Source organism: Butyrivibrio sp. XPD2002, assembly GCF_000423945.1.
In the GTDB taxonomy this organism is placed as follows: domain Bacteria; phylum Bacillota; class Clostridia; order Lachnospirales; family Lachnospiraceae; genus Butyrivibrio.
In genome coordinates this window covers 77158-100968 of the sequence record NZ_AUIY01000019.1, presented here as the reverse complement: position 1 = coordinate 100968, position 23811 = coordinate 77158, and the positions used below count along the sequence as shown (strand labels likewise).

Genomic DNA, 23811 nt, shown 5'->3' with positions numbered 1-23811 from the left:
CAAAAAAAGACAGGAGGCCATTGGTATGAGCAGAATACTGATTGTAGAGGACGAAGAAGCGATTGCTGACCTCGAGAAGGATTACTTGGAATTATCTGATTTTGAAGTGAAAATTGAAAATTCCGGTGATGTGGGACTTCAGACTGCCCTTAATGAAGAGTTTGATCTTGTGATACTTGATCTCATGCTTCCCGGACTGGATGGATTTGAGGTATGTAAGAGAATCCGCGAAAAGAAGGACGTTCCGGTTCTTATGGTATCAGCGAAAAAGGATGATATCGATAAGATAAGGGGACTTGGTCTTGGTGCAGATGACTATATAACCAAGCCCTTCAGCCCATCAGAGCTGGTAGCAAGAGTTAAGGCTCATATGGCTCGCTATTCCAGACTTGTGGGAAGCGGACATGAGTCCAATGATGTTGTGGAGATCAGAGGTCTTAGAATTGACAAGACTGCAAGAAGAGTTTATGTTGATGGAGCAGAAAAGAGCTTCACAACAAAGGAATTCGATCTTCTTACTTTCCTTGCGGAGAATCCTAACCACGTCTTCACAAAGGAAGAACTCTTCAGGAAAATCTGGAACATGGATTCAATCGGTGATATCGCCACCGTTACGGTTCATATTAAGAAGATCCGTGAGAAGATTGAATTTGATACTTCCAATCCTCAGTATATTGAGACAATCTGGGGCGTTGGATATCGCTTCAAGGTATAAACCTGAAAATAGCTTTGTGTGATTACAGGCTCTCCGTATGCGCGGGGAGCCTTAAAATTTTGGCTGGAAGGTGTCAGCGAAGCTGACGGATGAGGGTCTATGATAGAAATACTTCACGAAGACAACGACATATTAGTATGCGTAAAGCCTGCGGGCATGGCAGTTCAGAGTAGCAGTGTAACCTCAGAGGATATGGAAACAGTGCTGCGCTCACAAATCCTGCGCTCAGGGACCTTTAAAAATAAATCAACACTACTTCACGTAATCCACCGTCTGGATCAGCCTGTGGAAGGCATAATCGTGTTTGCAAGAACCAAGAAGGCAGCAGCGAGTCTCTCCAAGCAGGTTCAGGCAGATGGGGATATGAGTAAGGTATATAGGGCGGTTGTATACGGAGAATTTGCTGACAAAGAAGGTAAGCTTACGGACTATTTGGGTAAAGATCCGGTTACGAAAAAGGCGATAGTTGCAGCTGATAATAATGGGAACAATAAAGGTTTTAAGGAAAGTATTCTTGATTATAAGGTGCTGTCTACAAAGGGAATTACAGAGGTATCAACAAACAATGTAGTTGATTTTGATGACAACAATAAAATGGAACAGGAGAAAATTTCTCTTGTAGAAATTTATCTTAAGACCGGTAGATACCATCAGATAAGAGCACAGTTTTCAAATGCGGGACACCCTCTCTTAGGGGACAGACGATATATGTCCGAAGTAAGCGATGAAGTATCCGCAAGACTCCGTGTCCGGAATGTCGCACTCTGCGCCTGCAGACTGGAGTTTAAGCACCCTGTAACCAATAAGATCATGAAATTTGAAATAGAGCCTCAGGGAGATATATTCAAGGAATTCTAAAACTTAGAATATCTCTCTGAGATAATAAGTCTGCTATTTTCAAAAATAATCCCTGTACAAAAAACTATAAAAAAAGGCTCGGAATTTATAATTACTTTGTAAATGGGCAATGCTAGAATATCAATCGGTAGCTCTTTGAATTTATGGGTATAAGCTTACCGTAAGCACATAGAGTCTCCCACCTAGGTTAATCGATTAACTAATATTTTACTGGAAATGTATGAAAAAAACGGGGAAGGTGAAAGGGGGTTTCACAATGAGAAGGAACAGCAGGCTTCGTTCATTAGCCTTAGCTGCAGCAATGTCTTTAGCTATGCAGACAATTGGAGCACCGGTTGCATACGCGGAAGAAGATGTGCAGGAATTGTTATTACCTGAAGATACTGAAATATCAGATGAGCAGGATGAAGACAAACTGGCAGAAGAAAGCCCGGAAGAAAAGACGGATGAGGAAATCCAGAATATAGAAGATAATGCTGAACCGGAGAATCAGCAAAATGATGTAACAGATATTGAACAGGATGAAACGGAAAATACTGATAATAATCAAAATGATGAGGTAGAAGAAAAAGACAGTACAGAAGATAAAAATGCTGATGATACTGAAATCAGTACCCCCACTGAAGCTAGCGATGAGGATGAGTCTGTCAGTGATCAGAAAATTGTCATAGAAAAAAATGCAGAAGAGGATACAGATGAAGAGATCGTCGATGAGGAAGCTGCAAAGGAGTACCTTGAAAAGGCTCTGGAAGGAATCGAGATTCCATCAGCAGATGCAATCAGGGGAAATATTACGCTTAATGATAAAGCAGGAAAGGCAGAACTGTCCTGGGAGTCCAGTAACGAAGCAGTGATAAGCTCCAAGAGCAAAGTGCAGGATGGATATTATGATATTCCGGCAGGTGTTGTGACAAGAGGCTCATCGGATGAAAAGGTGACACTTACTGTCACGGCTTCTTTATCAGGAGTAGAGCTTTCTAAGGACATTGAGGTAACGGTCCTTGCCAATAAGGCAAAGGATGAAAATTACAAAGGCTATCTGTATGCACACTTTAAAGAGATACCCGGACAAAAGGGTGAGCAGGATATTTTCTATGGAATAAGTGAGGATGGTCTTAACTGGACAGCTCTTAATGGCAATGAAGCTGTTCTTAAGTCAGATGTTAGTGATGAGGCAACAAGAGATCCCTACATCATAAGGAGTGCAGAGGGAGATAAGTTCTACCTTCTTGCAACTGACCAGAACATATATAAATACGGTGACAGCATTCCGTGGGATAAGCTCTCAACTCAGGGTAGTACAGCGCTTACGATCTGGGAGTCTACAGACCTTATCAATTGGACAAATGAGAGAAACGTAGATGTGGCAGGCTCGATTGATGGCGGATGTGCATGGGCACCGGAAGCTATCTATGATGAGGCTACAGGTGAGTATCTTGTATATTGGGCAAGTAAAATAGCTGCTGATAACTTTGCAAGACAGTATACCTTCGTTTCAAGGACAAGAGATTTCTATAACTTTACAGAGCCAGAGCTTTTCAATGATTTTGGAAGCAATATCGACACCTCAATGCTGAAGGTTGGCGATGATTATTACAGGCTTACCAAGATGGAAGATGGCATGTATGTGAGACTGGATAAGGCATCAGGAAAGCTTCGTTCTTACGGATCAGAGGTTACGACGAAGACAATCGGCTCCCGTACATTTAATGTAGTTGGAAATAACTACAGCTATATTGCGAATACAGCTGACGGATGTCTTGAATCCTTCAAGGGAAACTATGAAGGTGGCACCATGTTTAAGTTTAACGACAGAGATGAATGGTGCGTAATGCTTGATGAGTACGGAGGAGCAGCAAGAGGATATATTCCTTTTACAACAACAGATCTTAGCAGCCAGAACAGTATCCACGTACTTGGAGAGGACGAGTACACACCTCAGGAGGGCTGTAAGCACGGAGTTATCATTCCTGTGACAGCTTCTGAGTATGACAATCTTATTAAAACCTATGGTGTAGAGGATGGACTTCTCGCATCAATGGGAAGACAGGATGATCCTGTAGCAGAGTACGATTTTGAAAATGCTGATGGCCAAAAGGTACTTGCAAATGGAGCAGACCTTGGACTTACTCTTAACGGAAGTGCTGAGCTTAAGAGTGACTCTGAAGGAGGAAAGGCTCTTTACCTGGATGGTTCTGATGGCAGCTTTGCAAAATTTTCAGATGGCGTTTTTGATGCCATGGATGAGCTTACTATCAGTCTGGATGTAAATGCTAAATATACAGATGCAGCAGGTATGGTAGTAGCACTTGGCTCTGATGCAGATAAGTATCTCTATATGAGAGTAAACGATGTCGGACAGAAACGTTGTGGTGGAAAATCCTGAGGAGAACCTAACTACCACTTATCTTGGTGCCGATTTCATGGAAGAGGGAAGAAGAGCCATGCGCTGGATCAGAGACAATGTCAAAGGTGACGGCGATACCATGAAGATCATGGAGATTATGGGTAATGAGGGTGCTTCTCCCACAGAGGAACGCGGAAAGGGCTTCAAGGAGATTCTTAGTGAGAATAATTCCTATTACATAGCCTATTCTGATTATGGTGACTTCACCTTTGAAGGTGGAAGAGAGGTAATAAGAAAGTATCTTTTAAACCATGACTGGGATATAGATATCATCTTTTCCCAAAATGACGATATGGCTCTTGGCGCCATAAAGGAGCTGAAGGAGCAGGGCATAAAGCCTGATGAGGATGTTAAGATAGTCTCAGTAGATGCCACCAGCGAAGCCTTCGAGGCAATGGTGAGAGGCGAGCTCAGCTGTGCCGTTGAGTGTAATCCCATCATTGGACCACAGCTTATGAAGGCTATACGGGATCTTTGCAGCGGAAAACAGATGCCGTTCAGGATTATCACTGATGAGAAAATATATGATCAGTCTATAGCCGATGATTACATAAGGAAGAGGCGGTACTAAAATATGAATTGAATAGTTGTATGCGATTTGTTTGAGAGGAAGCAGGTTCGAAAGAGCCTGCTTTTTTATGCCCTAATACTTATGGAATAAGTGTGTAACCCTAATAAATAAGTGAAAAACACTTACATTATAAGTGTCAAAATTGATTAATTCAGAAAAGGGATTTTATTAGAATTATTGATATGGTGAAAAAAGTGGAAAAGAAATCGCAAAACATTGAGATTGGGAAAAGAATTCATAAAGCGCGGGAACGTAGACACATGACGCAGGAAGTTCTCGCAGAGAAGCTGGATCTGTCGACCCAGTTTCTTTCTGACGCAGAAAGAGGTGTATGCGGGATTTCTTTAGAGACGCTTATAAATATATGTGAGATCCTGAGTGTTTCAAGCGACTATATCCTGTTTGGAAATAATACTACCAGCGTTATGGAAGACACCGTTATCAGAATAAACAGACTGTCAAAGGCGGAACAGAATCTCATAAACAGATCAATTAACACAACTCTGGAAGCGCTGACTTTGCATGAAGAGGACATGGATGATGACTAATCAAAACATTAATGAGCCAATCATTCATAAGCTGCAGCCTGACACTCGTCTTGCCAGAATCAGAAAGCTTGCAGGTCTTTCTCAGGAAGAGCTCGCCAAGAAAGCCGGCATTTCTGTAGAAACTGTCTGCGCCTACGAACAGCGAAAACGCGACATCTCTAAGGCTCAGTACCGCATAGTCCACAAAATTGCCAAGGCGCTGGGATGTATTGCAGATGACATAGTGGATGATGTCTGAAATAAGTATAAGTAGATTAGTGGAGATAATGCCGGAAATGGTGTTATCTCCTTTTTGCTGCAGTTCGAAAATAATGAGTTGTAATTCTTGGAACGTTACGTCTATAATATCAATATTTTAAAAAAGGCGTAAAATCGAGTATTTCTGAGAATATTTAATAAATAATTAATCTTTTGTTCGAACAGATATTCTTGCATTCGTGATAGAATAGTTTCATACTCGCTGGCGACATAGGAGGAGAAATCATCACTAAACAGCTGTTGCTAACGGAGATATTTAATGCAATAATTGGAGCAGAAGAACACAAATGGAAACAAATATTTCACAAGTAATTGACCTTGCGGCTAAAAGAGCACAGTACGATGAAATCGTAAAGGAAATCCTCTCTGACAAACAGGTCTTGGCGAGAATACTCAAATATACGCTTGATGAATTTAAGGATGCTGAGATCGAGGATATAATTGCAAATATCGGTGATCCTGTAATATCAAAAACGAGAATGGAGCCAGGTTATACTAATACGCAGAAGGTTAAAAAAGAATCTGAAGAAGATAATGTTCCGGGCGAAAACAAGATATTCTATGACATAAGGTTTTCTGCATATTACGGAGAGGAACTTATAAAGATTCTTGTTAATATTGAGGCACAAAGGACTTCAAAAGCCTATAAGCTTGGCTATCACCTGGATAACAGAATCATATATTATTTGGCTCGAATGATATCTTCACAAAAAGAAGTCGAGTTTGCTCATTCAGATTATGATAACCTTAAGGCTGTTCGAAGCATATGGATATGCATGGATGCAGCTAATGATGAAGATTCAATAAACCGTATAAGGTTCAAGCAGGATGCCATATACGGAAAAGAGATTGAATTTCCAAATATAGACAAGGTTCAGGGAATCATCATAAGACTCAGAAAGGGCCAGAATCTTGAGAAATCAAAGAATGATCTCATAGCAATGCTAGAGGAATTTCTTGGAAAAGACGAAACAGAAATTAAAAGGAAACGACTTTCAGAAGAATTTGATGTTGTGATAAATGACGAGACTGAAAGGAGGATAAGTGAGATGTGTAATTTAAGTCAAGTTCTGATAGATGAAGGAATAGAAAAAGGAGAACTATCTGGTAAGGTAACAGCTAGGTATGAAGATGGTATGTCCATAGAGGATATTGCTGAAAAAACGCAGATTTCTATTGATGAAGTAAAGACAATCCTTAGAGAGAAAGGGTTGTTATCAGATTGATTCTGATACCTTATATGATTCTGTAAAAACGGAGATATAATAGCAAACAAAAACGGCTATATTCTCCGTTTTCTTGGTTAAAATATTTCGAATTTGCATATCGGAGGATGTGTATAATGAGCAGCTATTTAAAACAGATAGAAGTATCTAAAGAGCTTTTTCTTGGATCAAGATTCGATGAAATGTATATAGCTATACAAAAAGAGGCAAATAAATCTAAATGGGATCATAATGGCACCGTCAGAGAGGTACGGAAAGCTAAGACATTTTCACACATATGCAAAGCAATGGGAATTAACCTGATATATGAGGGAAATGATAGCTTCACTATTGATGTAGACGGAACCTATGCATCTGCTTTTTTGGAACCTATGATTGTGAGCATTGAGCAATACGTCAATGATGGAGAAATTGTAGTACAATGCGAAAAACAAAGAATAGATCTTGAGTTTAAAGCGGGGCATGCTTTTCTGAATTGTAGCCATAGAGCAGATTCAGAAGAAATTAATGCAGTAATGACAGACTAATATCAGGGGTTAGCAACTTATTGTATATATCAGAAAAATAATCGGAGATAATAGCTTTCAAAAAAGGCTGTTATTTCCGATTTTTTGTTACGAATTCCACTTTAAATTTAAACAAATACGAAATTACAAATATTAAATCTTTATAAAATGGCAATAAATGCAGATAAATACTAGTACTGTAGTACTAGCCAATTTCTTGACATAGGCAATATATAATCTTAAAATAGTTACTATCAGACAGATGAAGAAACTGTCTGAAAATACAAACAATTGTATTGCATGGGGGAAATATGTCACATAACTAGTACGTTCGTACTAGTATATCCTGTGCAGAAATTTTCTATGAAGGAGGGACTCTTCGTATGACACAATTAACTAAGCTTAGTAAGAATGTCAAGGGAAGACTTGCAATTCTTACAAGTGTCACTATGGCAGCAACGTTATTTACTGGCACAGGACTCACGGTATTTGCTGCTCCTGACACAAAAAAACACACTATTAGCTATGATATGGACGGTGGAACACCGCAGCTTGATCCAGTTACAACTGATGTTTCGTCAGGGGATGCAGGAACACAGCTTTTTACAACTGCATCCTTAGATGGCGTAACTAAAGTTGGATATACTGCTAAAGGATTTACAGCTACTGAGGCTAATAAAATTAAGAAAATGGATGGTACGTCCATTGCCGAAGATGGTGATGTAGATAAAGCAACACAATATATAGCTGTGGATAATACCTCTTTGAAAGTGAAGTGGGATATAAATACTTACAGCATTACATATAACAAGAATGGTGCAGATGGTACTGAAGAGATTAACTCTACAGATTATCATGTGAATGATGCTTCTGCTCCTGCGTTTGAAAATAATACGTTTACATATACAGGGCATACTTTTGTAGGTTGGTCAACTAGTAGTAATGTTACAAAAGATAAGTTTAAGCCTGGAAATGGAAGAGATTTCGTTGAAGGCGCTACATTAGATGACTATAAGACAAATCCAAAGAACTACCCAGCATATGCTATATGGCAAGCAAATCAGTCAACAATAGGGTTTAATAAAAATGACGGTGGTGCAACTGGTACAGCTGCAGACTTAGATTATACTTATGGAACTGCATTAACTATCCCTAAATCATATTTCGAAGCATTTACAAAAGAAGGATATGAGGTAGAAGGATTTGCAGAATCTGCAACTGGAGCTGTTGTTTACACCCCAGAGAATAATGTAATACCTGCTGATAAATATCCAGATAAAGACGGTCAGAAGACACTTTATGCAAAATATAAAGCAGATGATAATATTCTCGTATCATTTGATGGAAATGGCGCAACTAGTGGTGAAATGACTCCACAGAAATTTACAGCAGGAACTCCTCAGAATCTCACAAAGAATAGTTTTGAGAAAGAAGGATATTCATTTAATAAATGGGCAGTAAGTGCAACTGTAGAAGGAACAATTGAAAATGAAGCGTCTTATACAACAACAAAGGCAGCTACATTATTCGCGACATGGACTGTAAATAAATATACGGTAGCATTTAATGATAATGGAGGAACTACAGCGACAACACCTGCATTATCTAATGTAGCGTATGATGAGAAAATCACAATACCTGAATCTGCAGCAACAGCTCCTACCGGATATGAGTTTGCAGGTTGGGCTACAAACAAAAATGCAAAGGAACCTGAACTTCTTGCAGGTGCTGAGGTTTCAAAGCTTTCAGCTGTGAATAATGACACAGTAACTTATTATGCTGTTTGGACAGCACAATCTTCAAATACAATAACAGTAACATATGATCTTAATGGTGGAACAGGAACAGCTCCTGAATCTCCTGTACGTGGAGTAGATTTACCATACGATGTAGCTGGTGTTGGAAGAATAGTTGCACCTACTAATTATACTTTTGTAGGATGGGCAACAACAGCTGATGCTACTGAACCTGAATTTGTACAAGGTACAAAGAAAATAACAAATACAGATAAATCTGATATCGATCTCTTCGCAGTATATCAGGCAACAGTAGATTTTGACCCTAACGATGGCGAAGGTTCAATGGATGACCAGATATTCACTTTTGGAGTACCTCAGGCAATTGCAGCAAACGAATTTGAAAGAGAAGGTTATGAATTTGGTGGATGGGCTGTAAAACCTACAGCTACAACTGCAGACTATAAAAATGCAGAAGAAATTGATAATGTTAAGGGCACAACATTTTATGCAGTATGGGTAGAAGGTGATGTTGCAGAGGCAGTAAAGGCAACTGAAGCAGCAAATAAGGCAGCAGCAGAAGCAAAGACAGCAGCAGAAGAAGCAAACGCAGCAGCTAAGAATGTAGAAGATGATCCTACACCGGCTAATGTAAAAGCTGCAAATGATGCAGCAGCAGTCGCAAATACTAAGGCAGAAGAAGCAGATGCAGCAGCAGCAAAAGCAAAAGCAGCCGCTGGTAAAGTAAGTGGTACAGTGAAGACTGATGCAGAGGCAGCAGCAGCAGAAGCAACAAATCAGGCAACAGCAGCAAGAACAGCTAAGGAAGCAGCAGAGAAGGCAGCAAAAGACGGTCAGGCTAAGATAGATGCTAAGACTAAGGCAGAAGCTATTGCAGACGCAGAAGCAGCAGCAGACAAGGCTGTTAAGGATCCTACAGATGCAAATATCCAGGCAGCTAAGGATGCAGTAAAGTTAGCAGAGTCTAAGGGCGCAACAGCAGACGATCTTAAGTTAGCTAATGATAAGATTGCACAGGCTGAGGCAGCTAAGGAAGCAGCAGATAAGGCAGCTGATGATTCCGCTAAGGGAACACCTGCACCTGTTGGCACAGAGCTCGTTGATGCAAATGGTAACAAGACTGGCTTCAAGGTAACTGATGCAAACGCAAGCGCACCCGAAGTTGAGTACGAAGCTCCTGCAGATAAGAATGCAACAAAGGCTGATATCCCTGAGACATATACAGACCTTTCAGGTAATGTATACAAGGTAGTTGGTATCGATGCTAGAGCATTCAAGGATACTAAGGTTAAGACAGTTACTATCAGAAAGAACATTAAGAGAATCGATCCTAAGGCTTTCGAAAAGAGTAAGGTTAAGAACGTTAAGATTAAGGGAACTAAACTTACAAAGAAGATGGCGAAGTCCTTCAAGAAGCTTAAGAAGGGTGGAAAGATTAAGTGCTCAGGTAGCCACAAGAAGAAGAATAAGGAAATCCTTAATAATCTTAGTACTGTAAAGAACGGAAAGACAAAGGTTAAGTAATTGCCATTCATAGGAAAAACTTCATGAGTTAACCTCATGTAAGATTACTTTTCTTCAATCACTTAGAGGGAGCGGGCTATATGCCCGCTCCTTCGCCTTAAAAGCATAAATGAGGGATTCAATGTTTGATGTATGGGAAAAGATAACAAGATTAAGAAATGAGCGCGGCTGGACTGTATATAAGCTTGCTAAGACTGCAGGAATACCCCAGTCAACCATGGCTACCTGGATCGGACAGGGAAGGAATCCCTCTGTAGAAGATCTGGAGAAGCTTTGCGCTGCTTTGGAAATATCTCTTGGCGAATTTTTCATGGATGATGATGGGGAAGAAGAAACAAGATTAAGGAAGAGGCGTAAGGCTCTGGGAATGTCTATAGAGGAATTGTCTAAGGCTACGGATATTCCCACGGATACTATTTACGCCTTCGACTCCGGAGAAAAGGACATAACAAAAGCGCAGTACAGAGTTGTAAAACAACTTGCTACTGCGCTCTCATGTACTACAGATGTGATTACATGATTACAGGAGCGTTGGCGTTCTCCGGAACCTCAACTTCCTTGATAGACTCATCGATATCGTGGAAGAAGGCTCTTGTCTGAACTATGCCCTGCTTAGCATCTTCAAATTCCCAAAGGAAATGCTGGGGAATGTTGTCATGGCCATACATTGCGATACGGCCAGCGTATGCATGAATGATGCTTACGTACTTTTTATCAAGCTCATAATTTCTATATATATCGCGGCGGAGACGAGGACGCTTAGCAACAAACTTGCGAATGTCCATCTTGAGATCAAGAGGAAGCTCCTGTTCTCTCTCTCTTACTGCGTGTAAGTATTTCTTATAGGTCTCTTCATCAATTTTCTGGAAATGATTCTCGTACTCGAAACATGCAGCCCCATCAGGAAGATCAAGTCTGTATCTGCCATTCTCATACACTTCTTCGATTCTGGCTACGACCTGAGGCACTAATGGTTTGCCGTTGTAGTCTAAGATGATGACTTTGTCATCCGGTTTGAATTTTGCCATAATATTTACTCCTCTTTTTGCCCTGAAAACCTTTTCTTGCACAAAACACTATAGTCCTAAAAGTCAGTGATTTCAAGGCTTTTCCCGCTTTTTTAAGAGGTTTTCGTGTTTTTTAAGAAAATCTAAAGAATTTAGGTTTGCTTAAGGTTAAACGGCTATTATAGCTTTATTAAAAACTTAATAATTGGAAATTTCGGCGCCGTCTTCGGGAGAACCGAGTGTTATGGAGATTCCGTTTTCAGTGGCGGAAGCAATATCCACTATAGTAAGAGGATATGTGGTCTCGTTACCGACGTTATCCGTTACAACAATAGCAATGTCGCTGCTGTCTGTGTTAACCGGAAGAACTACTCCCTCAAGTGTTCTTCCTGAGTAGAGAGAATGTCCCTCCGGGAGCATGTTTGCGGTATCAGTGCCTTGTGAGTTATCGCGGAAAATGATGGAGCTTAGCTCTAAGCCTGATTTATTCTGGATATAGCATAGAATCTCAACATGCTTTGCGCTTTCTGCGGCAGCAGCCTCCTCGGCCTGGAGCTCTGTGTTCATCTCATCTCCAAGTGCTTTATAGGAATCCGTAAGCTCACCCATGCCGGAGACAATATCTTCGACATGCTTATTTCTTAGTTTTTCCACCTCAAGATCCTTATACTCGTCATATTTTGTGGATAACTCTGTGAGTTTGTCGAAAAAAGAGTCGGTTGTTAACTTACCGTAGATATCCTCTGCGTTTTCCTTTTCTTTTGTAAGGGCAGCCTGGGCTTCTTTAACTTTTGCGATATTTTCATCTGATAATCCGCAGGCTGAAAGAAGAAGGACACACAGTATAGTTGTGAAAGAAAGCATTAGCTTTTTTGACATATATTAATCTCCCAAAGGTATTTTATTATGCATTGCTATCTAGTAAGGAGTATAATATATATGCGGTTAAAAGACAAAAATGCAGATTCCGTAAAGGAAAACATAAGTGAAAACATCTAAGGGTTCAAATGAGGGAGTGCGCTTTAGCAGATCTCTCTTTCTTATACTATTTGCGATTACTGTTATACTTAACCTTCTTTCGTGGATTATCCCGAAATTCTCCGACGCATATACCATGTACATTTTTCCGATTTGGGTGAATACGTATGGAAGGGTGACTAGCCTTGCGCCTTTTTCTGTTGGCGAATTCATGATAATTGCAGGGATTTTGTGGCTGGTGCTTATTTTCTTTTGCAGATGGATCAGGAAGCGCACGATAGGGCTTCTGGTGATAATAGCGCTCATCATGACGCTTAACTGCTTTATAAATTATCACTGCACACCTATAAAGAAGTCCTTCGACGACAGTGACAGGGAGTTTACGATCGCAGAGCTCACAGAGCTTCGAGACTACATAGTTAATAAATGTAACGCCCTTTCTGAGCAGATTCCCAGGGGTGAAAATGGCGAGATTATATGCGATGAAGCAGAAATGAAAAAGACAGCAAAGCTTTCAATGGGTAATCTCGGAGAAAGATTTCCAAAGCTTGGGGGCTACTATGTGACACCGAAGGCTCTCGTTTTTTCCGAGTTCATGAGCCAGCAGTATATGCAGGGCTACTACTTCCCCTTCTCAATGGAGGCTAACTACAATGACATCATGTATATCATGAATAAGCCCTTTACCATGTGTCATGAGCTTGCTCATACAAAGAGCTATATCTTCGAGGATGAGGCGAATTTCCTTGCGTACCTTGCCTGCACCGGATCGGATGATATTGTCTTTGAATACAGCGGTTATCTGGGAGTCCTTAATTACGTGAATAACGCCTTTTACGAGAACGTATCCAAGGAGGAGTACAAATCCCATGTGGCTATATCCAAGCAGGTTTGGGATGACAATATTTTCCTTACTGAGGAGAGCTGGAAGAAGGTTGAGGATAATGCCGTCATAGAGACGGAAACTGTGAAAAAGGCCGCGGATACCTTTGTGGATACAACTCTTAAGGTGAACGGTGTTGGCGATGGCAAGGCCAGCTATAACAGGGTGGTCGAGCTGATGTTACTTGAGTATTACTCAGAAAAATAGTTTAGATAGTTTAGGAGGCAGTTAAAATGAAGCTTCTTCTTGCAGAAGATGAGAGAGATTTATCCAACGCCCTGGTGGCAATACTTAAGCATTCAAGCTACACGGTGGATGCTGTGTATAACGGGCAGGATGCTCTTGATTATATACTTTCAAGTGAATATGACGGAATAATCCTGGACATCATGATGCCGGGGCTTGAAGGAACTGAGGTTTTAAAGAGAATCCGTGAAAAGGGCATATCCACTCCGGTTCTGTTCCTGACAGCTAAGGCAGAGACTGACGATAAGATAATGGGGCTGGACCTTGGAGCTGATGACTATATTACAAAGCCCTTTGAAATGGGTGAGCTTCTTGCAAGAATCCGTGCCATGACAAGGAGAAGGTCGGATTTTGCTCCTAATAATTTAAGGTGCGGAAATATCGAGCTGGACAGAGCGGGATATGAGCTTAAGGCTCCGGATCACGAACCTATAAGGCTTGTGGGCAGAGAGTTTCAGATGCTTGAGATGCTGATGGAGAACCCTGGAAGAGTCATATCCGTGGATGCATTTATGGACAGAATCTGGGCAGACGGCGAGGCTGACGTAAATGTTGTCTGGGTTTATATTTCTAACCTTAGAAAGAAGCTGACATCTTTAGATGCAACCTGTGAAATAAAGGCTTCCCGTGGAGTCGGATACTCCATACATGAGAAGGGGACAGATTAATGGTAAAAAAGCTACGAAGAAAGTTCGTTCTGACAGCTACGTTGTCACTTTTAGTGATACTGATAGGAATAATCGGTTTTATCAATGGGGCCAATTACCTGCAGGTTCAGACAGGTGCGGATGACATTCTGCATATCCTGGCTGAAAATAACGGAATGTTTCCCGATATGAACGGCAAGATACCTGTTCCCAATGATAAAAAGCAGGGACCTGGGGATAATCCGGGGCAGGAGCCTGGAGATGACAGATTTTCAGGGGAACCGTTTTTTGGCGATAAGATGGCTTATAACAGAACCCTTGAGCTTCCGTTCCAGTCGAGATACTTCTGGGTTAAGCTAAGTGAGACCGGAAAGGTCATGGAAATAAACACCGGGCATATCGCAGCGGTTTCCTCGGAGGCTGCAGAGAGCTACGCCAAGGAGCTTTTTGCAAATAAGAATAAGACCAGTGGATATGTGGATAAGCATTATCGCTATCTAATAAATAAGAATGAAGATGGTTCTTACCTGATTCTTTTTGCGGACTGCAGTAACGGCTTTTACAATGCCAACAGGCTTCTTGTCAGAACTCTTCTTGTGGGGCTTATCGCGCTTATCGCAATGTTTATCCTGGTCTATCTCTTTTCAGGAAAAGCGGTTGCTCCGGTGGTTGAATCTCTTGAAAAGCAGAAGAGATTCATCACTGATGCGGGACATGAGCTTAAGACGCCACTTGCTGTTATATCTGCCAACATAGATGTAATCGAGCTTGAAAACGGGAAAAGCGAATGGACTAAGAGCACAAAGAATCAGATAAAAAGGCTGGACGGCCTTGTTAAAAATCTTCTGACATTGTCCAGAATGGAAGAGGAGAATATCAATCTTGTTTTCTCAAATATTGAGATAAGTAAGATCACCGAAGATTGTACGACTTATTTTAATGCCATGGCAGATTATAAGAAGATAAATTATACCGTCAACATTGAGGATAATATACATATCAATGGAGATAAGGCCGCATACAACCAGCTCTGCACTCTTCTCATAGACAACGCTATGAAATATACTCCTGAAGAGGGAAGCGTTGATGTCAGTCTTAAAAGCGATAAGGGCATGAGGAATGCCGTTTTTGAAGTTGCAAATACATGTGAAAAGATTCCTGAAGGCAAGCTGGACAGATTGTTTGACAGGTTCTACAGAGCCGATACATCAAGAAGTCGCGAAAGCGGCGGGCACGGAATCGGTTTATCCGTTGCCAGGGCAATCGCGACATCACATGGCGGATCTATAGAAGCTAAAGCTGATAATGATAAGAGAATGAGATTTATCGTTACTCTGCCATTATTAAAAAGCGAGAATAAATAAATCGTTTTATACGGCAATACCTATAAGATCAAGAATAAAACCGGTGAAGGTACCAATCAGATACAGGATAGCAGTTATCTGTATGTTTCTGGTGGTGCCTTCATTTACTCTAAAGAGAATAAGAAGACCGACACCTGCGCCTACAAGGAGGCCTGACATCATGGCGCCGAAGGTTATGATTCCTGATAGGTAAAGCTCTGTTATTACAATAGAAGCCGCGCAGTTGGGAATAAGACCTACAAGTCCTGCCAGTCCGTGGCTGAGTACTGATTTATTCTTCAGAATTCCTGCAAGTGTATCCTCACCTATAAATTCAATAAGAGTATTTAGTATAAGTGTAAATATGAGCACATAGATGAAAATATGCAGCGTGTGTACCAGAGCTGAGTGAAGGATGTTGCCGTGTCCCTCATGGGAATGATCATGCTTTGTGCTTGTCTCCTTAGCAACCTGAGCCTTGCTTATAGGCTTTGCCATTGAAGATTCAGCGCTCTCGGTACGTCCTCTGTGGGCCGAAATCCTGGGAGTGTCCTCTTCGCAGTGGCAGTGCTCTCTTTTACAGAGCTCGTCGATCTTGATATTATCTGTCTCTGTACGCTTCTTCATACGTCTGTAGTGAACGATGGCGAAATCGACTATGAAGCCGTAGAATACACCAAGTACTGCCTTCATGGCGATAATTGTTATCATCTTGGTAACAGGAACCTGTTTGGATATGAAAAGCGGTACCATTTCATCTGATGTTGAAAGATAAATGGCTATCAGGGTTCCTAAGGTGATAACACGTCCCGCATACAGGTTGGAAGCTGCTGCTGAGAATCCGCACTGCGGAAATGCTCCGAAGATACCTCCGAAAAGTGGACCGAATTTGCCGGCCTTTTTTACCATCTCCTGTGTCTTATCACCGGTGCGGTGTTCAAGATACTCCATGACTAAATATGTCACAAAAAGAAATGGAAGAATTTTGAGACCGTCCTCAATCGTATCCTCTAAAATGGGAATCCAAAAATTCATATATTAATCTCCAAAATTAAATCATTGCTTACAATACGTATATTTAAGCATTTTCGAAGCTCTTTTGCAAATGTCAGGTAAAATAAGGGTGTTGCAATTGTTAGCTTAAGCAAATATAATACCTAGTAATTTAGTAGGAATTTAGAAAAGTATGCTATTTTTACTTATTATATGCTATAATGATTCGGATTATGTGCAATTAGAGCATGGTTTAATGGATTTAAAGGAGTAACGCAAATGTCAGAACAGTCATTATTGCAGGTTAAAAACCTATCTGCATCGGTAGAGGAATTACCTATTCTTCACGACATAAATTTAGAAATTAAAGCAGGAGAGACTCACGTTCTTATGGGACCCAACGGCGCAGGTAAATCTACGCTCGGCTATACACTTATGGGTAATCCCCATTATAACGTAACCAGTGGATCCATCATTTTTGACGGACAGGATCTTACAGGGGAGTCTGCAGATAAGAGAGCTAAGGCAGGAATGTTCTTATCATTCCAGAATCCTCTTGAGGTTCCCGGAATCTCTCTTGGAAGCTTCATCAGAAATGCATATCATGAGCAGACTGGTAAGCCTGTAAAACTCCTTCAGTATAAAAAGCAGCTCGGCGAGGCTATGGAGCTTTTGACAATGGATGGCGAGTATGCAGACCGTGACCTCAATGTGGGATTTTCAGGTGGTGAGAAAAAGAAGGCAGAGATCCTTCAGATGCTAATGCTCAATCCTAAGCTTGCAATCCTCGATGAGACTGACTCAGGACTTGACGTTGATGCGGTAAGAACTGTTTCCAAGGGTATTCAGGAATATCAGAAGAAGAAGGACGGAGCGCTTCTTATCATCACTCACAGCACCAAGATCCTTGAATCTCTTCATGTTGATTACACACACGTTCTTGTAAAGGGACATATTGTGACAACAGGTGACGGAAGTCTTGTTGATGAGATCAATGAGAACGGTTTCGAAAAATACGTAAGATGTGAAGGATGCGATGGCTGCAGCCCGCTGAAATAAGGTAAAACATATGAGCGATAATAATAAGGCGGTTGTTGATATTGACCGCAGTGTTTATGACATAAAGGATGTGGAGAACGAGCAGGACTTCTACCGCATGGAGGATGGTTTTACCGAGGATATCGTCAGGAAGATATCTGAGGAAAAGCACGATCCCGATTGGATGAGAGAGTTCCGCTTAAAATCTCTTGAAATTTACAATAAGCTTGAGATGCCCGATTGGGGTCCGGATACAGATGATCTGGATATGAATCTCATTTCTTCTTATGTAAGATCAAAGTCTGACATGAAGGGCAAGTGGGAGGATGTTCCGGAGGACATCAAGAATACCTTTGAGAGACTTGGTATTCCGGAAGCAGAGCGCGAATCCCTTGCAGGTGTTGGTGCTCAGTACGACTCAGAGCTTGTTTATCATAACGTTAAGGACGAAGTAGCAGCACAGGGTGTTGTTTACACAGATATGGAGAGCGCCCTTACAGGTGAGTATTCCGATATGGTTCATGAGTATTTCATGAAGCTGGTTCCGCCCACTGATCACAAGTATGCTGCCCTTCACGGCGCAGTATGGTCAGGCGGTTCATTCGTGTATGTTCCCAAGGGAGTTAAGGTGGATATACCGCTTCAGTCATACTTCAGACTTAATGCTGCAGGTGCAGGTCAGTTCGAGCATACATTAATTATAGTAGATGAGGGTGCAGACCTTCACTTTATTGAGGGCTGTTCAGCGCCTAAGTACAATGTGGCTAACCTTCACGCTGGCTGCGTTGAGCTTTATGTAAAGAAGAATGCAAGACTCAGATATTCAACAATTGAGAACTGGTCCAAGAATATGTACAACCTGAACACCAAGAGAGCGCTGGTTGAAGAGGGCGCTCGTATGGAGTGGGTTTCAGGTTCATTCGGATCACATACATCATACCTGTATCCGATGACAATTCTTAAGGGTGACCACTCTAACATGGAATATACAGGTATCACTTTTGCAGGAAAAGGCCAGAACCTCGACACAGGTGCCAAGGTTATACATCAGGGAAAATATACATCTTCCATGATCTCAACCAAGTCTATCTCAAAGTCAGGCGGTATCGGAACCTACAGAAGTTCAGTTACCATTAATAAAGAGGCCAAGCATGCCAAGACTTCTGTTTCATGTGATTCACTTATGCTTGATTCCATCTCCAGAGCAGATACTATTCCCGGAATGGATATCAGAACTAATGATGCGGATGTCGGACACGAAGCTAAGATCGGACGTATCAGTGATGAGGCTGTATTCTATCTGATGTCCAGAGGTCTTTCTGAGGCAGATGCGAGAGCGCTTATCGTAAGCGGTTTTGCTAATCCTGTTTCAAAAGAGCTTCCTTTGGAGTATGCAGTAGAGATGAACAACCTTATTAAGCTTGAGATGTCGGGAGGCTGATGAAAATGGATTTAAAGATGAAAGTTAATCATCTCCCTGCGCTGACTTACCGCTTTTTGAAGTCTAACGACAGCGAGATAGATGAAAAAGATTTACATATAAAAAGTACAAGAACTCCGGAACCTGAGAAGATTCCTGCAGGAGTTATTGTCAGAGAAAGTATATCCGAGGAAGATGTTCGCGGGATTTTTGCCAAAGCTAAAGCAAAGATAGAGTCTAAGAAGACAGATATTCCCGGACCTAACGGTGATACAGCACCTCTTAATGACAGCCAGATTGTTCGCACAGGAATGGGCGTAGAGATTGATAAGCTCATGGCTGAGATGGATGCTGAAGTGATGCTTATTACCACTAAAGAAGGAAGTAAGGTCACAGAGCCTGTTTATATCGATTTTGTGCTTAAGGATGGCGAGTGCGCGCTTGGAAGCCAGATTGTTTACGCTAAAAAGGATTCTGAGATAACTGTTATCATGGAGTATGATTCAGAGCCTGAAGCAAAGGGATTCCTTGGAATTCAGACAAGACTTCTTGCTGAGGAAGGTGCAAAGATAAATCTTATTAAGGTTCAGATGCTCAGTGAAGGATTTGTTCACTTTGATGATATAGGAAGCATCTGCGATGACAAGGCTTATGTTCACACTATAAACATGCAGCTTGGTGCAGGTAAGACCTGGGGTGGAAACAGAACTACACTCCTTGGAGATGCCAGCACATTTGATAACCACACAGGTTATCTCTGCAGAAACAAGCAGAGCTATGATATGAACTATGTTGCTGATCAGATGGGCAAGAAGACAGCTTCAAACATGATCTTCAGAGGTGTCCTTCTTGATGAAGCAGTTAAGACCTTCAGAGGAACTCTTGATTTCAAGTCAGGTAGTACAGGCTCTGTAGGTGATGAGCAGGAGGATACACTTCTTCTCAGCCCTGATGTAATAAACAGAACAATGCCTGTTATTCTCTGCGGCGAGGAGGATGTGGACGGACGTCATGGTGCATCTATCGGTCAGCTCGGAGATGACACACTCTTCTATATGGAGAGCAGAGGTATCGATGAGGAAGCAGCTAAGAAGCTTATGATCCGTGCCCGCATGGAGTCAATTGCCCGCATGATTCCTGATGAAGCGATTATTGTGCGCATACAGCAGTTTATTAGAACTATATTGTAATTATTAAGGAGCAACAAATGTCCAGACCTGAAGATTTCCGCAAAGACTTCCCTATTCTTAACAAAGGGGATTACATATATTTTGACAATGCAGCTACATCCCAGCGTCCTAATGCGGTTGTGGATGCCATCAAGGATTTTTATGAGAATTCAAATGCGAATCCTTTAAGAGGTCTCTATGACTGGAGCGTAGACGCTACGGAGCGCTATGAACACGCAAGAAAAACCGTGGCTTGTTTTATCGGTGCATCAAAGGCTGAGGAGATTATTTTTACAAGAAATACCACAGAATCTCTTAACCTTGTGGCTTACAGCTACGGCCTTGATAACGTAAACGAAGGGGACGAGGTTGTTATCAGTGTGATGGAGCATCACAGTAACATTCTTCCCTGGCAGATGGTTACAAAGCAGAAGGGAGCTAAGCTTGTTTACTTAGAGCCCGATGAAGAGGGCGTGATCACAGAGGCTGAGTATAAGAGCAAGATCACAGACAAGACAAAGATCGTGTCCATCGGTCACGTTTCTAACGTTTTTGGCATAACTAATCCCGTTAAGGAAATAGCTGCTTATGCCCATGAAAAGGGCGCAACAGTGGTTGTGGACGGAGCTCAGGCTGCACCCCATATTCCGGTGAATGTTCAGGAAATCGGTGCTGATTTTTATGCTTTATCAGGTCATAAGCTTATGGCACCCATGGGAATCGGTGCTCTGTACGGAAGAGAAGAGCTGCTTGAAAAGATGAGCCCCTTCCTTACAGGTGGTGAGATGATCGAGTATGTTACAAGAGAGGATGCGACCTACGCAGAGCTTCCTCACAAGTTCGAGGCAGGTACTGTCAATGCGGCAGGTGCTGTGGGACTTGAAGCTGCTATAGAGTATCTTAAGAAGGTTGGATTTGATTTTATCGCAGAGCAGGAGCACAAGCTTACCGTGAAGATGATGAACGGCATGAAGGAGCTTCCTTACATCAAGATTTACGGTTCATCAGATCCTGCAAAGCACAGCGGAATTGTGACATTTACTATGGATGGTGTTCATCCGCATGATATTTCTTCGGTTTTAAATGATGATCATGTATGTGTAAGAGCAGGACATCACTGTGCTCAGCCTCTTATGCAGTTTATAGGGGCAGGCTCTACTGCAAGAGCCAGTGTATACTTCTATAATACAGAAGAGGAAGTCGACAGATTCCTGGAGCATCTGAAGAAGGTTCGCTCAGTAATGGGATATGAGGACTGAATTGGGTAATAGAAAGGCAATAAAATGGATTTAAAAGGTTTATATAGAGAAATAGTTAATGAGCATAATCTTCGCCCTTCCCACAAGGGAGAGATGGAGAATCCGGATCTAGTGCTCAGAGGCGTTAATCCCAGCTGCGGAGACGACATTACCCTGCAGCTTAAGATTGTGGATGGCGTGATCGAGGATGCTATGTTTGCAGGCTCAGGATGTGCTATTTCACAGGCTTCTGTTGATATGATGGCTGACCAGGTTATCGGAAGATCAAAAGAGGATGCGATAAAGCTCGCCGGAACCTTTATGGGAATGATAAAGGGCGAGATCAAGGATGAGGAGCAGATCGAGGAGCTCGATGAGGCTGCAGCACTTCAGGATATCGCACACATGCCCGCAAGAGTTAAGTGTGCTGTTCTTGGATGGAAGACAATGCAGAAGATGCTTGAGCATCCGGAAGAAGCAGGTAACGTATCATCTGAAGGTGATTGATTTATGAGGGATGTTATTTATTATGTTGTGATGGTTTTTGGAATCATCAGCCTTATAGGTTCAGCAGCAAAGAAAAATAAGAATAAGAATACAAAAACAACTGTAAATACAATGAGACCTTCTACTCCACAGGGCTATGGAGGCGCTATGGCTTCAAAGGAATCATCAGCAATGCCCCATGTTCATCGAGAGCCTGGGGTATATGATACTGCAAATAGGCGCAGAAGGGATAATTCGACAGGTTCTATGCCCCATAAGCATAATAAGGCAAGAACCAAGCATATAGATGTTGCAACGCTTCCTAAGGGCTATATTTTGCTAAATGGAGAGCCTGTAAGAACTAAGGATTTAGAGAATTATTGAGGAGAATAGCCTGAAGGGTCAAGGGGAATTATTATAGGCATCAATTCTCTCATTTCATCTAATACCTCAAGTTTTTGATTTATGGCATTTTTTAAAGTGCTGCTATCGTCACTCATGAACCATCTGACATCATTTAAAATCTGACCTGCGTCTTCAAAAGCTTTTTGCTGAGCATGTTCGCAATAATTTGTTACATAGTTATGAGCCTCATCCTGATTCATTTCTGAGGCTTTTTTTAATACATTATCCATTCCGGCTATCATCTTAGTCTCGGCCTCATGCCAGTATTTTCTTACGGGCTTACCATAGATTTCATAGGTATTTTTTTCTATGCAAAGTGTATTTAATTCCTTAAACCTGTAATAAGGATAATTTACAGTGTCAAATTCCCAATAGTGTTCCACGCTCTGATTACGTCCATAAGCTTCATATATACTATTAGATGCATTGGATATCGGGACAAATACCCCGTATACAGCTGGTCCAAGACTAGCCCAGACAACGGTGGACATATCCGGTTTTGCAGAAGGATAAATCTGAATTATATGTACACTCATAGATTCATCAGTGCCAATTACACTCATATCAGTGCGTCCTGTTTCATCCGGACTATACTTGGTGTTTTCGTAACGATTTCTCATAAGCTCCATTACATCCTGAAGTGATACCTTTTTATCTGGTGCAAAGCATAAAGGATAAATGGCATTTTTGTCGTAGTCATCATATGAAGAAGGCGAAAGTATCCTATGTCCTATCCATGTTCTCATGTGAGCGATATCGATGACTGTTTCCGGACCGGAATAAGTATCCAGTAGATTTAATTCATTATTTTTTCCATAGACTGCAAATCCGTTGTCCTTGGGGATTTTTTCCAGGTCAGTTGATAATATACATTCTTCATAGTCCGAGAGATATTCCATTGAAAATTCATTACCAAAAACGCTAACAACATCATCTGGAAGCTTCACGGCAGCATATTGATGTCCGGTGTACATCTCTATGTACCAGACTTCCTTCTGGTCTGCTATATAAGCAATATTCACTTCACTGCTTCCGTACTTATCAATAAGCGACAGCAGCTTTTGGGTGGCCTCTTTTGCTGTAGTACTCTGACAGATAATAAGATCATTGACCGTATCTTCAGTTATTCCATGTTCTATTAGAGGATCTGCCTTCAGGGCTCTTTCATTTGAATAGGCAGTTACTGACATAGTCATTGATACACCATATTCATTTGTACAGACTGCAGCATCTGCCTGAAACTCGTTATAAAGTCGAAAACTATCAAAAAAAGGAGTGGATATGCACCTGTAGGTTGTTGCGGGAAGCTCTTCGAATACTGTTCCGGCTGTATCTATTGGCATGGTTCTTCCGGGTTCATTTTCTACGCGTTCTGTGATTTTGACATAGCATCCGTTGGTACCTTGAAGATCATTGCTTCTTGCAATAAGAGTTGTTCCGTCTTTGCTTACTTTGCTGCCGATATATACGGCTGTGCAGGCGGAAGCGGTGAATGATGTGGATAAAATGGTGGCTGTTGTAATTAATATTGAAAGTAGGATGGTGGGTATTTTTTTAGGATTATTTTTTCTCATAAGACGTATACCTC

General features: G+C 41.5%; 23 protein-coding genes. 19 read left to right on the top strand and 4 right to left on the bottom strand.

Annotation, left to right across the window (positions count from 1 at the left end; all coding sequences use genetic code 11):
• The first annotated feature begins 25 nt into the window (after window positions 1–25).
• The 10 genes from G587_RS0111275 to G587_RS24475 all read left to right on the top strand — a co-directional run bounded on the left by G587_RS0111275 (window position 26) and on the right by G587_RS24475 (window position 10890).
• The gene (locus tag G587_RS0111275; RefSeq protein WP_026492325.1) at window positions 26–715 is read left to right on the top strand and encodes a response regulator transcription factor; all 690 of its coding nucleotides are present in this window, start codon (window positions 26–28) and stop codon (window positions 713–715) included.
• Window positions 716–814: 99 nt separating this feature from the next.
• Window positions 815–1573, top strand: a complete 759-nt coding sequence (locus G587_RS0111270) for an RluA family pseudouridine synthase (RefSeq protein WP_026492324.1) — start codon at window positions 815–817, stop codon at window positions 1571–1573.
• 256 nt (window positions 1574–1829) lie between these two features.
• Entirely contained in the window at window positions 1830–3959 is a 2130-nt protein-coding gene (locus G587_RS0111265; protein ID WP_026492323.1) for a glycoside hydrolase family 43 protein, read from the top strand.
• Entirely contained in the window at window positions 3925–4551 is a 627-nt protein-coding gene (locus G587_RS22460; RefSeq protein ID WP_035786432.1) for a substrate-binding domain-containing protein, read from the top strand. Before G587_RS0111265 ends, G587_RS22460 begins: the two co-directional genes overlap by 35 nt.
• A gap of 182 nt (window positions 4552–4733) precedes the next feature.
• Window positions 4734–5099 (top strand): helix-turn-helix domain-containing protein, encoded by a 366-nt coding sequence (locus G587_RS24485; RefSeq protein WP_081673517.1) that lies wholly within the window; start codon window positions 4734–4736, stop codon window positions 5097–5099.
• Window positions 5089–5337, top strand: coding sequence for a helix-turn-helix domain-containing protein (locus G587_RS0111250; RefSeq protein WP_026492322.1), 249 nt, complete (start codon window positions 5089–5091; stop codon window positions 5335–5337). Before G587_RS24485 ends, G587_RS0111250 begins: the two co-directional genes overlap by 11 nt.
• Before the next feature lie 307 nt (window positions 5338–5644).
• Entirely contained in the window at window positions 5645–6583 is a 939-nt protein-coding gene (locus G587_RS22450) for a hypothetical protein (RefSeq protein ID WP_051200980.1), read from the top strand.
• Window positions 6584–6699: 116 nt separating this feature from the next.
• A complete protein-coding gene (locus tag G587_RS0111240) occupies window positions 6700–7110 on the top strand; it encodes a hypothetical protein (RefSeq protein ID WP_026492321.1) in 411 nt (136 codons plus the stop codon).
• A gap of 362 nt (window positions 7111–7472) precedes the next feature.
• Window positions 7473–10370: an InlB B-repeat-containing protein gene (locus tag G587_RS24480; protein WP_026492320.1), complete on the top strand. Its 2898-nt coding sequence runs from the start codon at window positions 7473–7475 to the stop codon at window positions 10368–10370.
• A 121-nt stretch (window positions 10371–10491) separates the two neighbouring features.
• The gene (locus G587_RS24475) at window positions 10492–10890 is read left to right on the top strand and encodes a helix-turn-helix domain-containing protein (RefSeq protein WP_051200979.1); all 399 of its coding nucleotides are present in this window, start codon (window positions 10492–10494) and stop codon (window positions 10888–10890) included.
• Here the strand turns inward: G587_RS24475 and G587_RS0111225 are convergent.
• Both G587_RS0111225 and G587_RS0111220 read right to left on the bottom strand, forming a co-directional pair.
• Complete coding sequence (locus tag G587_RS0111225; protein ID WP_026492319.1) at window positions 10883–11398, bottom strand: hypothetical protein; 516 nt, start codon at window positions 11396–11398, stop codon at window positions 10883–10885. The genes G587_RS24475 and G587_RS0111225 overlap by 8 nt on opposite strands.
• Window positions 11399–11575: 177 nt before the next feature.
• Window positions 11576–12256 (bottom strand): hypothetical protein, encoded by a 681-nt coding sequence (locus tag G587_RS0111220; protein ID WP_026492318.1) that lies wholly within the window; start codon window positions 12254–12256, stop codon window positions 11576–11578.
• Window positions 12257–12362: 106 nt separating this feature from the next.
• Between G587_RS0111220 and G587_RS0111215 the strand changes: the two genes are divergently transcribed.
• The 3 genes from G587_RS0111215 to G587_RS0111205 are packed head-to-tail and all read left to right on the top strand — an operon-like array spanning window position 12363 to window position 15495.
• Window positions 12363–13445, top strand: coding sequence for a DUF3810 domain-containing protein (locus G587_RS0111215; RefSeq protein ID WP_051200978.1), 1083 nt, complete (start codon window positions 12363–12365; stop codon window positions 13443–13445).
• A gap of 26 nt (window positions 13446–13471) precedes the next feature.
• A complete protein-coding gene (locus G587_RS0111210; RefSeq protein ID WP_026492316.1) occupies window positions 13472–14152 on the top strand; it encodes a response regulator transcription factor in 681 nt (226 codons plus the stop codon).
• On the top strand, window positions 14152–15495 hold the full coding sequence (locus G587_RS0111205) for a sensor histidine kinase (protein ID WP_026492315.1): 1344 nt from the start codon (window positions 14152–14154) through the stop codon (window positions 15493–15495). The genes G587_RS0111210 and G587_RS0111205 overlap by 1 nt, the downstream gene beginning before the upstream one ends.
• A 6-nt stretch (window positions 15496–15501) precedes the next feature.
• Here the strand turns inward: G587_RS0111205 and G587_RS25870 are convergent, their stop codons facing one another.
• A complete protein-coding gene (locus G587_RS25870; RefSeq protein WP_026492314.1) occupies window positions 15502–16509 on the bottom strand; it encodes a putative manganese transporter in 1008 nt (335 codons plus the stop codon).
• Between the two features lie 237 nt (window positions 16510–16746).
• Between G587_RS25870 and sufC the strand changes: the two genes are divergently transcribed.
• Genes sufC through G587_RS0111170 form a run of 6 tightly spaced genes read left to right on the top strand, consistent with a single transcriptional unit; the run spans window position 16747 to window position 22202 of the window.
• Window positions 16747–17526 (top strand): Fe-S cluster assembly ATPase SufC, encoded by a 780-nt coding sequence (gene sufC / locus G587_RS0111195; RefSeq protein WP_026492313.1) that lies wholly within the window; start codon window positions 16747–16749, stop codon window positions 17524–17526.
• Between the two features lie 10 nt (window positions 17527–17536).
• Window positions 17537–18946 (top strand): Fe-S cluster assembly protein SufB, encoded by a 1410-nt coding sequence (sufB, locus tag G587_RS0111190; RefSeq protein ID WP_026492312.1) that lies wholly within the window; start codon window positions 17537–17539, stop codon window positions 18944–18946.
• A gap of 5 nt (window positions 18947–18951) precedes the next feature.
• Window positions 18952–20115 carry a SufB/SufD family protein gene (locus tag G587_RS24470; RefSeq protein ID WP_196812567.1) on the top strand — a complete coding sequence of 388 codons (1164 nt, stop codon included), beginning with the start codon at window positions 18952–18954 and terminating at the stop codon, window positions 20113–20115.
• Window positions 20116–20132: 17 nt separating this feature from the next.
• Window positions 20133–21353 (top strand): aminotransferase class V-fold PLP-dependent enzyme, encoded by a 1221-nt coding sequence (locus tag G587_RS0111180; RefSeq protein WP_026492310.1) that lies wholly within the window; start codon window positions 20133–20135, stop codon window positions 21351–21353.
• 24 nt (window positions 21354–21377) lie between these two features.
• Window positions 21378–21839 carry a Fe-S cluster assembly sulfur transfer protein SufU gene (gene sufU / locus G587_RS0111175; RefSeq protein WP_026492309.1) on the top strand — a complete coding sequence of 154 codons (462 nt, stop codon included), beginning with the start codon at window positions 21378–21380 and terminating at the stop codon, window positions 21837–21839.
• A 3-nt stretch (window positions 21840–21842) separates the two neighbouring features.
• Window positions 21843–22202 (top strand): hypothetical protein, encoded by a 360-nt coding sequence (locus G587_RS0111170; protein WP_026492308.1) that lies wholly within the window; start codon window positions 21843–21845, stop codon window positions 22200–22202.
• Here the strand turns inward: G587_RS0111170 and G587_RS22430 are convergent.
• Window positions 22196–23797, bottom strand: a complete 1602-nt coding sequence (locus G587_RS22430) for a C69 family dipeptidase (protein ID WP_051200977.1) — start codon at window positions 23795–23797, stop codon at window positions 22196–22198. The two genes, G587_RS0111170 and G587_RS22430, sit on opposite strands and share 7 nt — an antisense overlap.
• Window positions 23798–23811 lie beyond the last annotated feature (14 nt).

Bases quoted from the DNA above. Each gene is read 5' to 3' on its own strand.
- G587_RS0111275 (WP_026492325.1), top strand. From the start codon at position 26: ATGAGCAGAATACTGATTGTAGAGGACGAAGAAGCGATTGCTGACCTC.
- G587_RS0111270 (WP_026492324.1), top strand. From the start codon at position 815: ATGATAGAAATACTTCACGAAGACAACGACATATTAGTATGCGTAAAG.
- G587_RS0111265 (WP_026492323.1), top strand. From the start codon at position 1,830: ATGAGAAGGAACAGCAGGCTTCGTTCATTAGCCTTAGCTGCAGCAATG.
- G587_RS22460 (WP_035786432.1), top strand. From the start codon at position 3,925: ATGTCGGACAGAAACGTTGTGGTGGAAAATCCTGAGGAGAACCTAACT.
- G587_RS24485 (WP_081673517.1), top strand. From the start codon at position 4,734: ATGGTGAAAAAAGTGGAAAAGAAATCGCAAAACATTGAGATTGGGAAA.
- G587_RS0111250 (WP_026492322.1), top strand. From the start codon at position 5,089: ATGATGACTAATCAAAACATTAATGAGCCAATCATTCATAAGCTGCAG.
- G587_RS22450 (WP_051200980.1), top strand. From the start codon at position 5,645: ATGGAAACAAATATTTCACAAGTAATTGACCTTGCGGCTAAAAGAGCA.
- G587_RS0111240 (WP_026492321.1), top strand. From the start codon at position 6,700: ATGAGCAGCTATTTAAAACAGATAGAAGTATCTAAAGAGCTTTTTCTT.
- G587_RS24480 (WP_026492320.1), top strand. From the start codon at position 7,473: ATGACACAATTAACTAAGCTTAGTAAGAATGTCAAGGGAAGACTTGCA.
- G587_RS24475 (WP_051200979.1), top strand. From the start codon at position 10,492: ATGTTTGATGTATGGGAAAAGATAACAAGATTAAGAAATGAGCGCGGC.
- G587_RS0111225 (WP_026492319.1), bottom strand. From the start codon at position 11,398: ATGGCAAAATTCAAACCGGATGACAAAGTCATCATCTTAGACTACAAC.
- G587_RS0111220 (WP_026492318.1), bottom strand. From the start codon at position 12,256: ATGTCAAAAAAGCTAATGCTTTCTTTCACAACTATACTGTGTGTCCTT.
- G587_RS0111210 (WP_026492316.1), top strand. From the start codon at position 13,472: ATGAAGCTTCTTCTTGCAGAAGATGAGAGAGATTTATCCAACGCCCTG.
- G587_RS0111205 (WP_026492315.1), top strand. From the start codon at position 14,152: ATGGTAAAAAAGCTACGAAGAAAGTTCGTTCTGACAGCTACGTTGTCA.
- G587_RS25870 (WP_026492314.1), bottom strand. From the start codon at position 16,509: ATGAATTTTTGGATTCCCATTTTAGAGGATACGATTGAGGACGGTCTC.
- sufC (WP_026492313.1), top strand. From the start codon at position 16,747: ATGTCAGAACAGTCATTATTGCAGGTTAAAAACCTATCTGCATCGGTA.
- sufB (WP_026492312.1), top strand. From the start codon at position 17,537: ATGAGCGATAATAATAAGGCGGTTGTTGATATTGACCGCAGTGTTTAT.
- G587_RS24470 (WP_196812567.1), top strand. From the start codon at position 18,952: ATGGATTTAAAGATGAAAGTTAATCATCTCCCTGCGCTGACTTACCGC.
- G587_RS0111180 (WP_026492310.1), top strand. From the start codon at position 20,133: ATGTCCAGACCTGAAGATTTCCGCAAAGACTTCCCTATTCTTAACAAA.
- sufU (WP_026492309.1), top strand. From the start codon at position 21,378: ATGGATTTAAAAGGTTTATATAGAGAAATAGTTAATGAGCATAATCTT.
- G587_RS0111170 (WP_026492308.1), top strand. From the start codon at position 21,843: ATGAGGGATGTTATTTATTATGTTGTGATGGTTTTTGGAATCATCAGC.
- G587_RS22430 (WP_051200977.1), bottom strand. From the start codon at position 23,797: ATGAGAAAAAATAATCCTAAAAAAATACCCACCATCCTACTTTCAATA.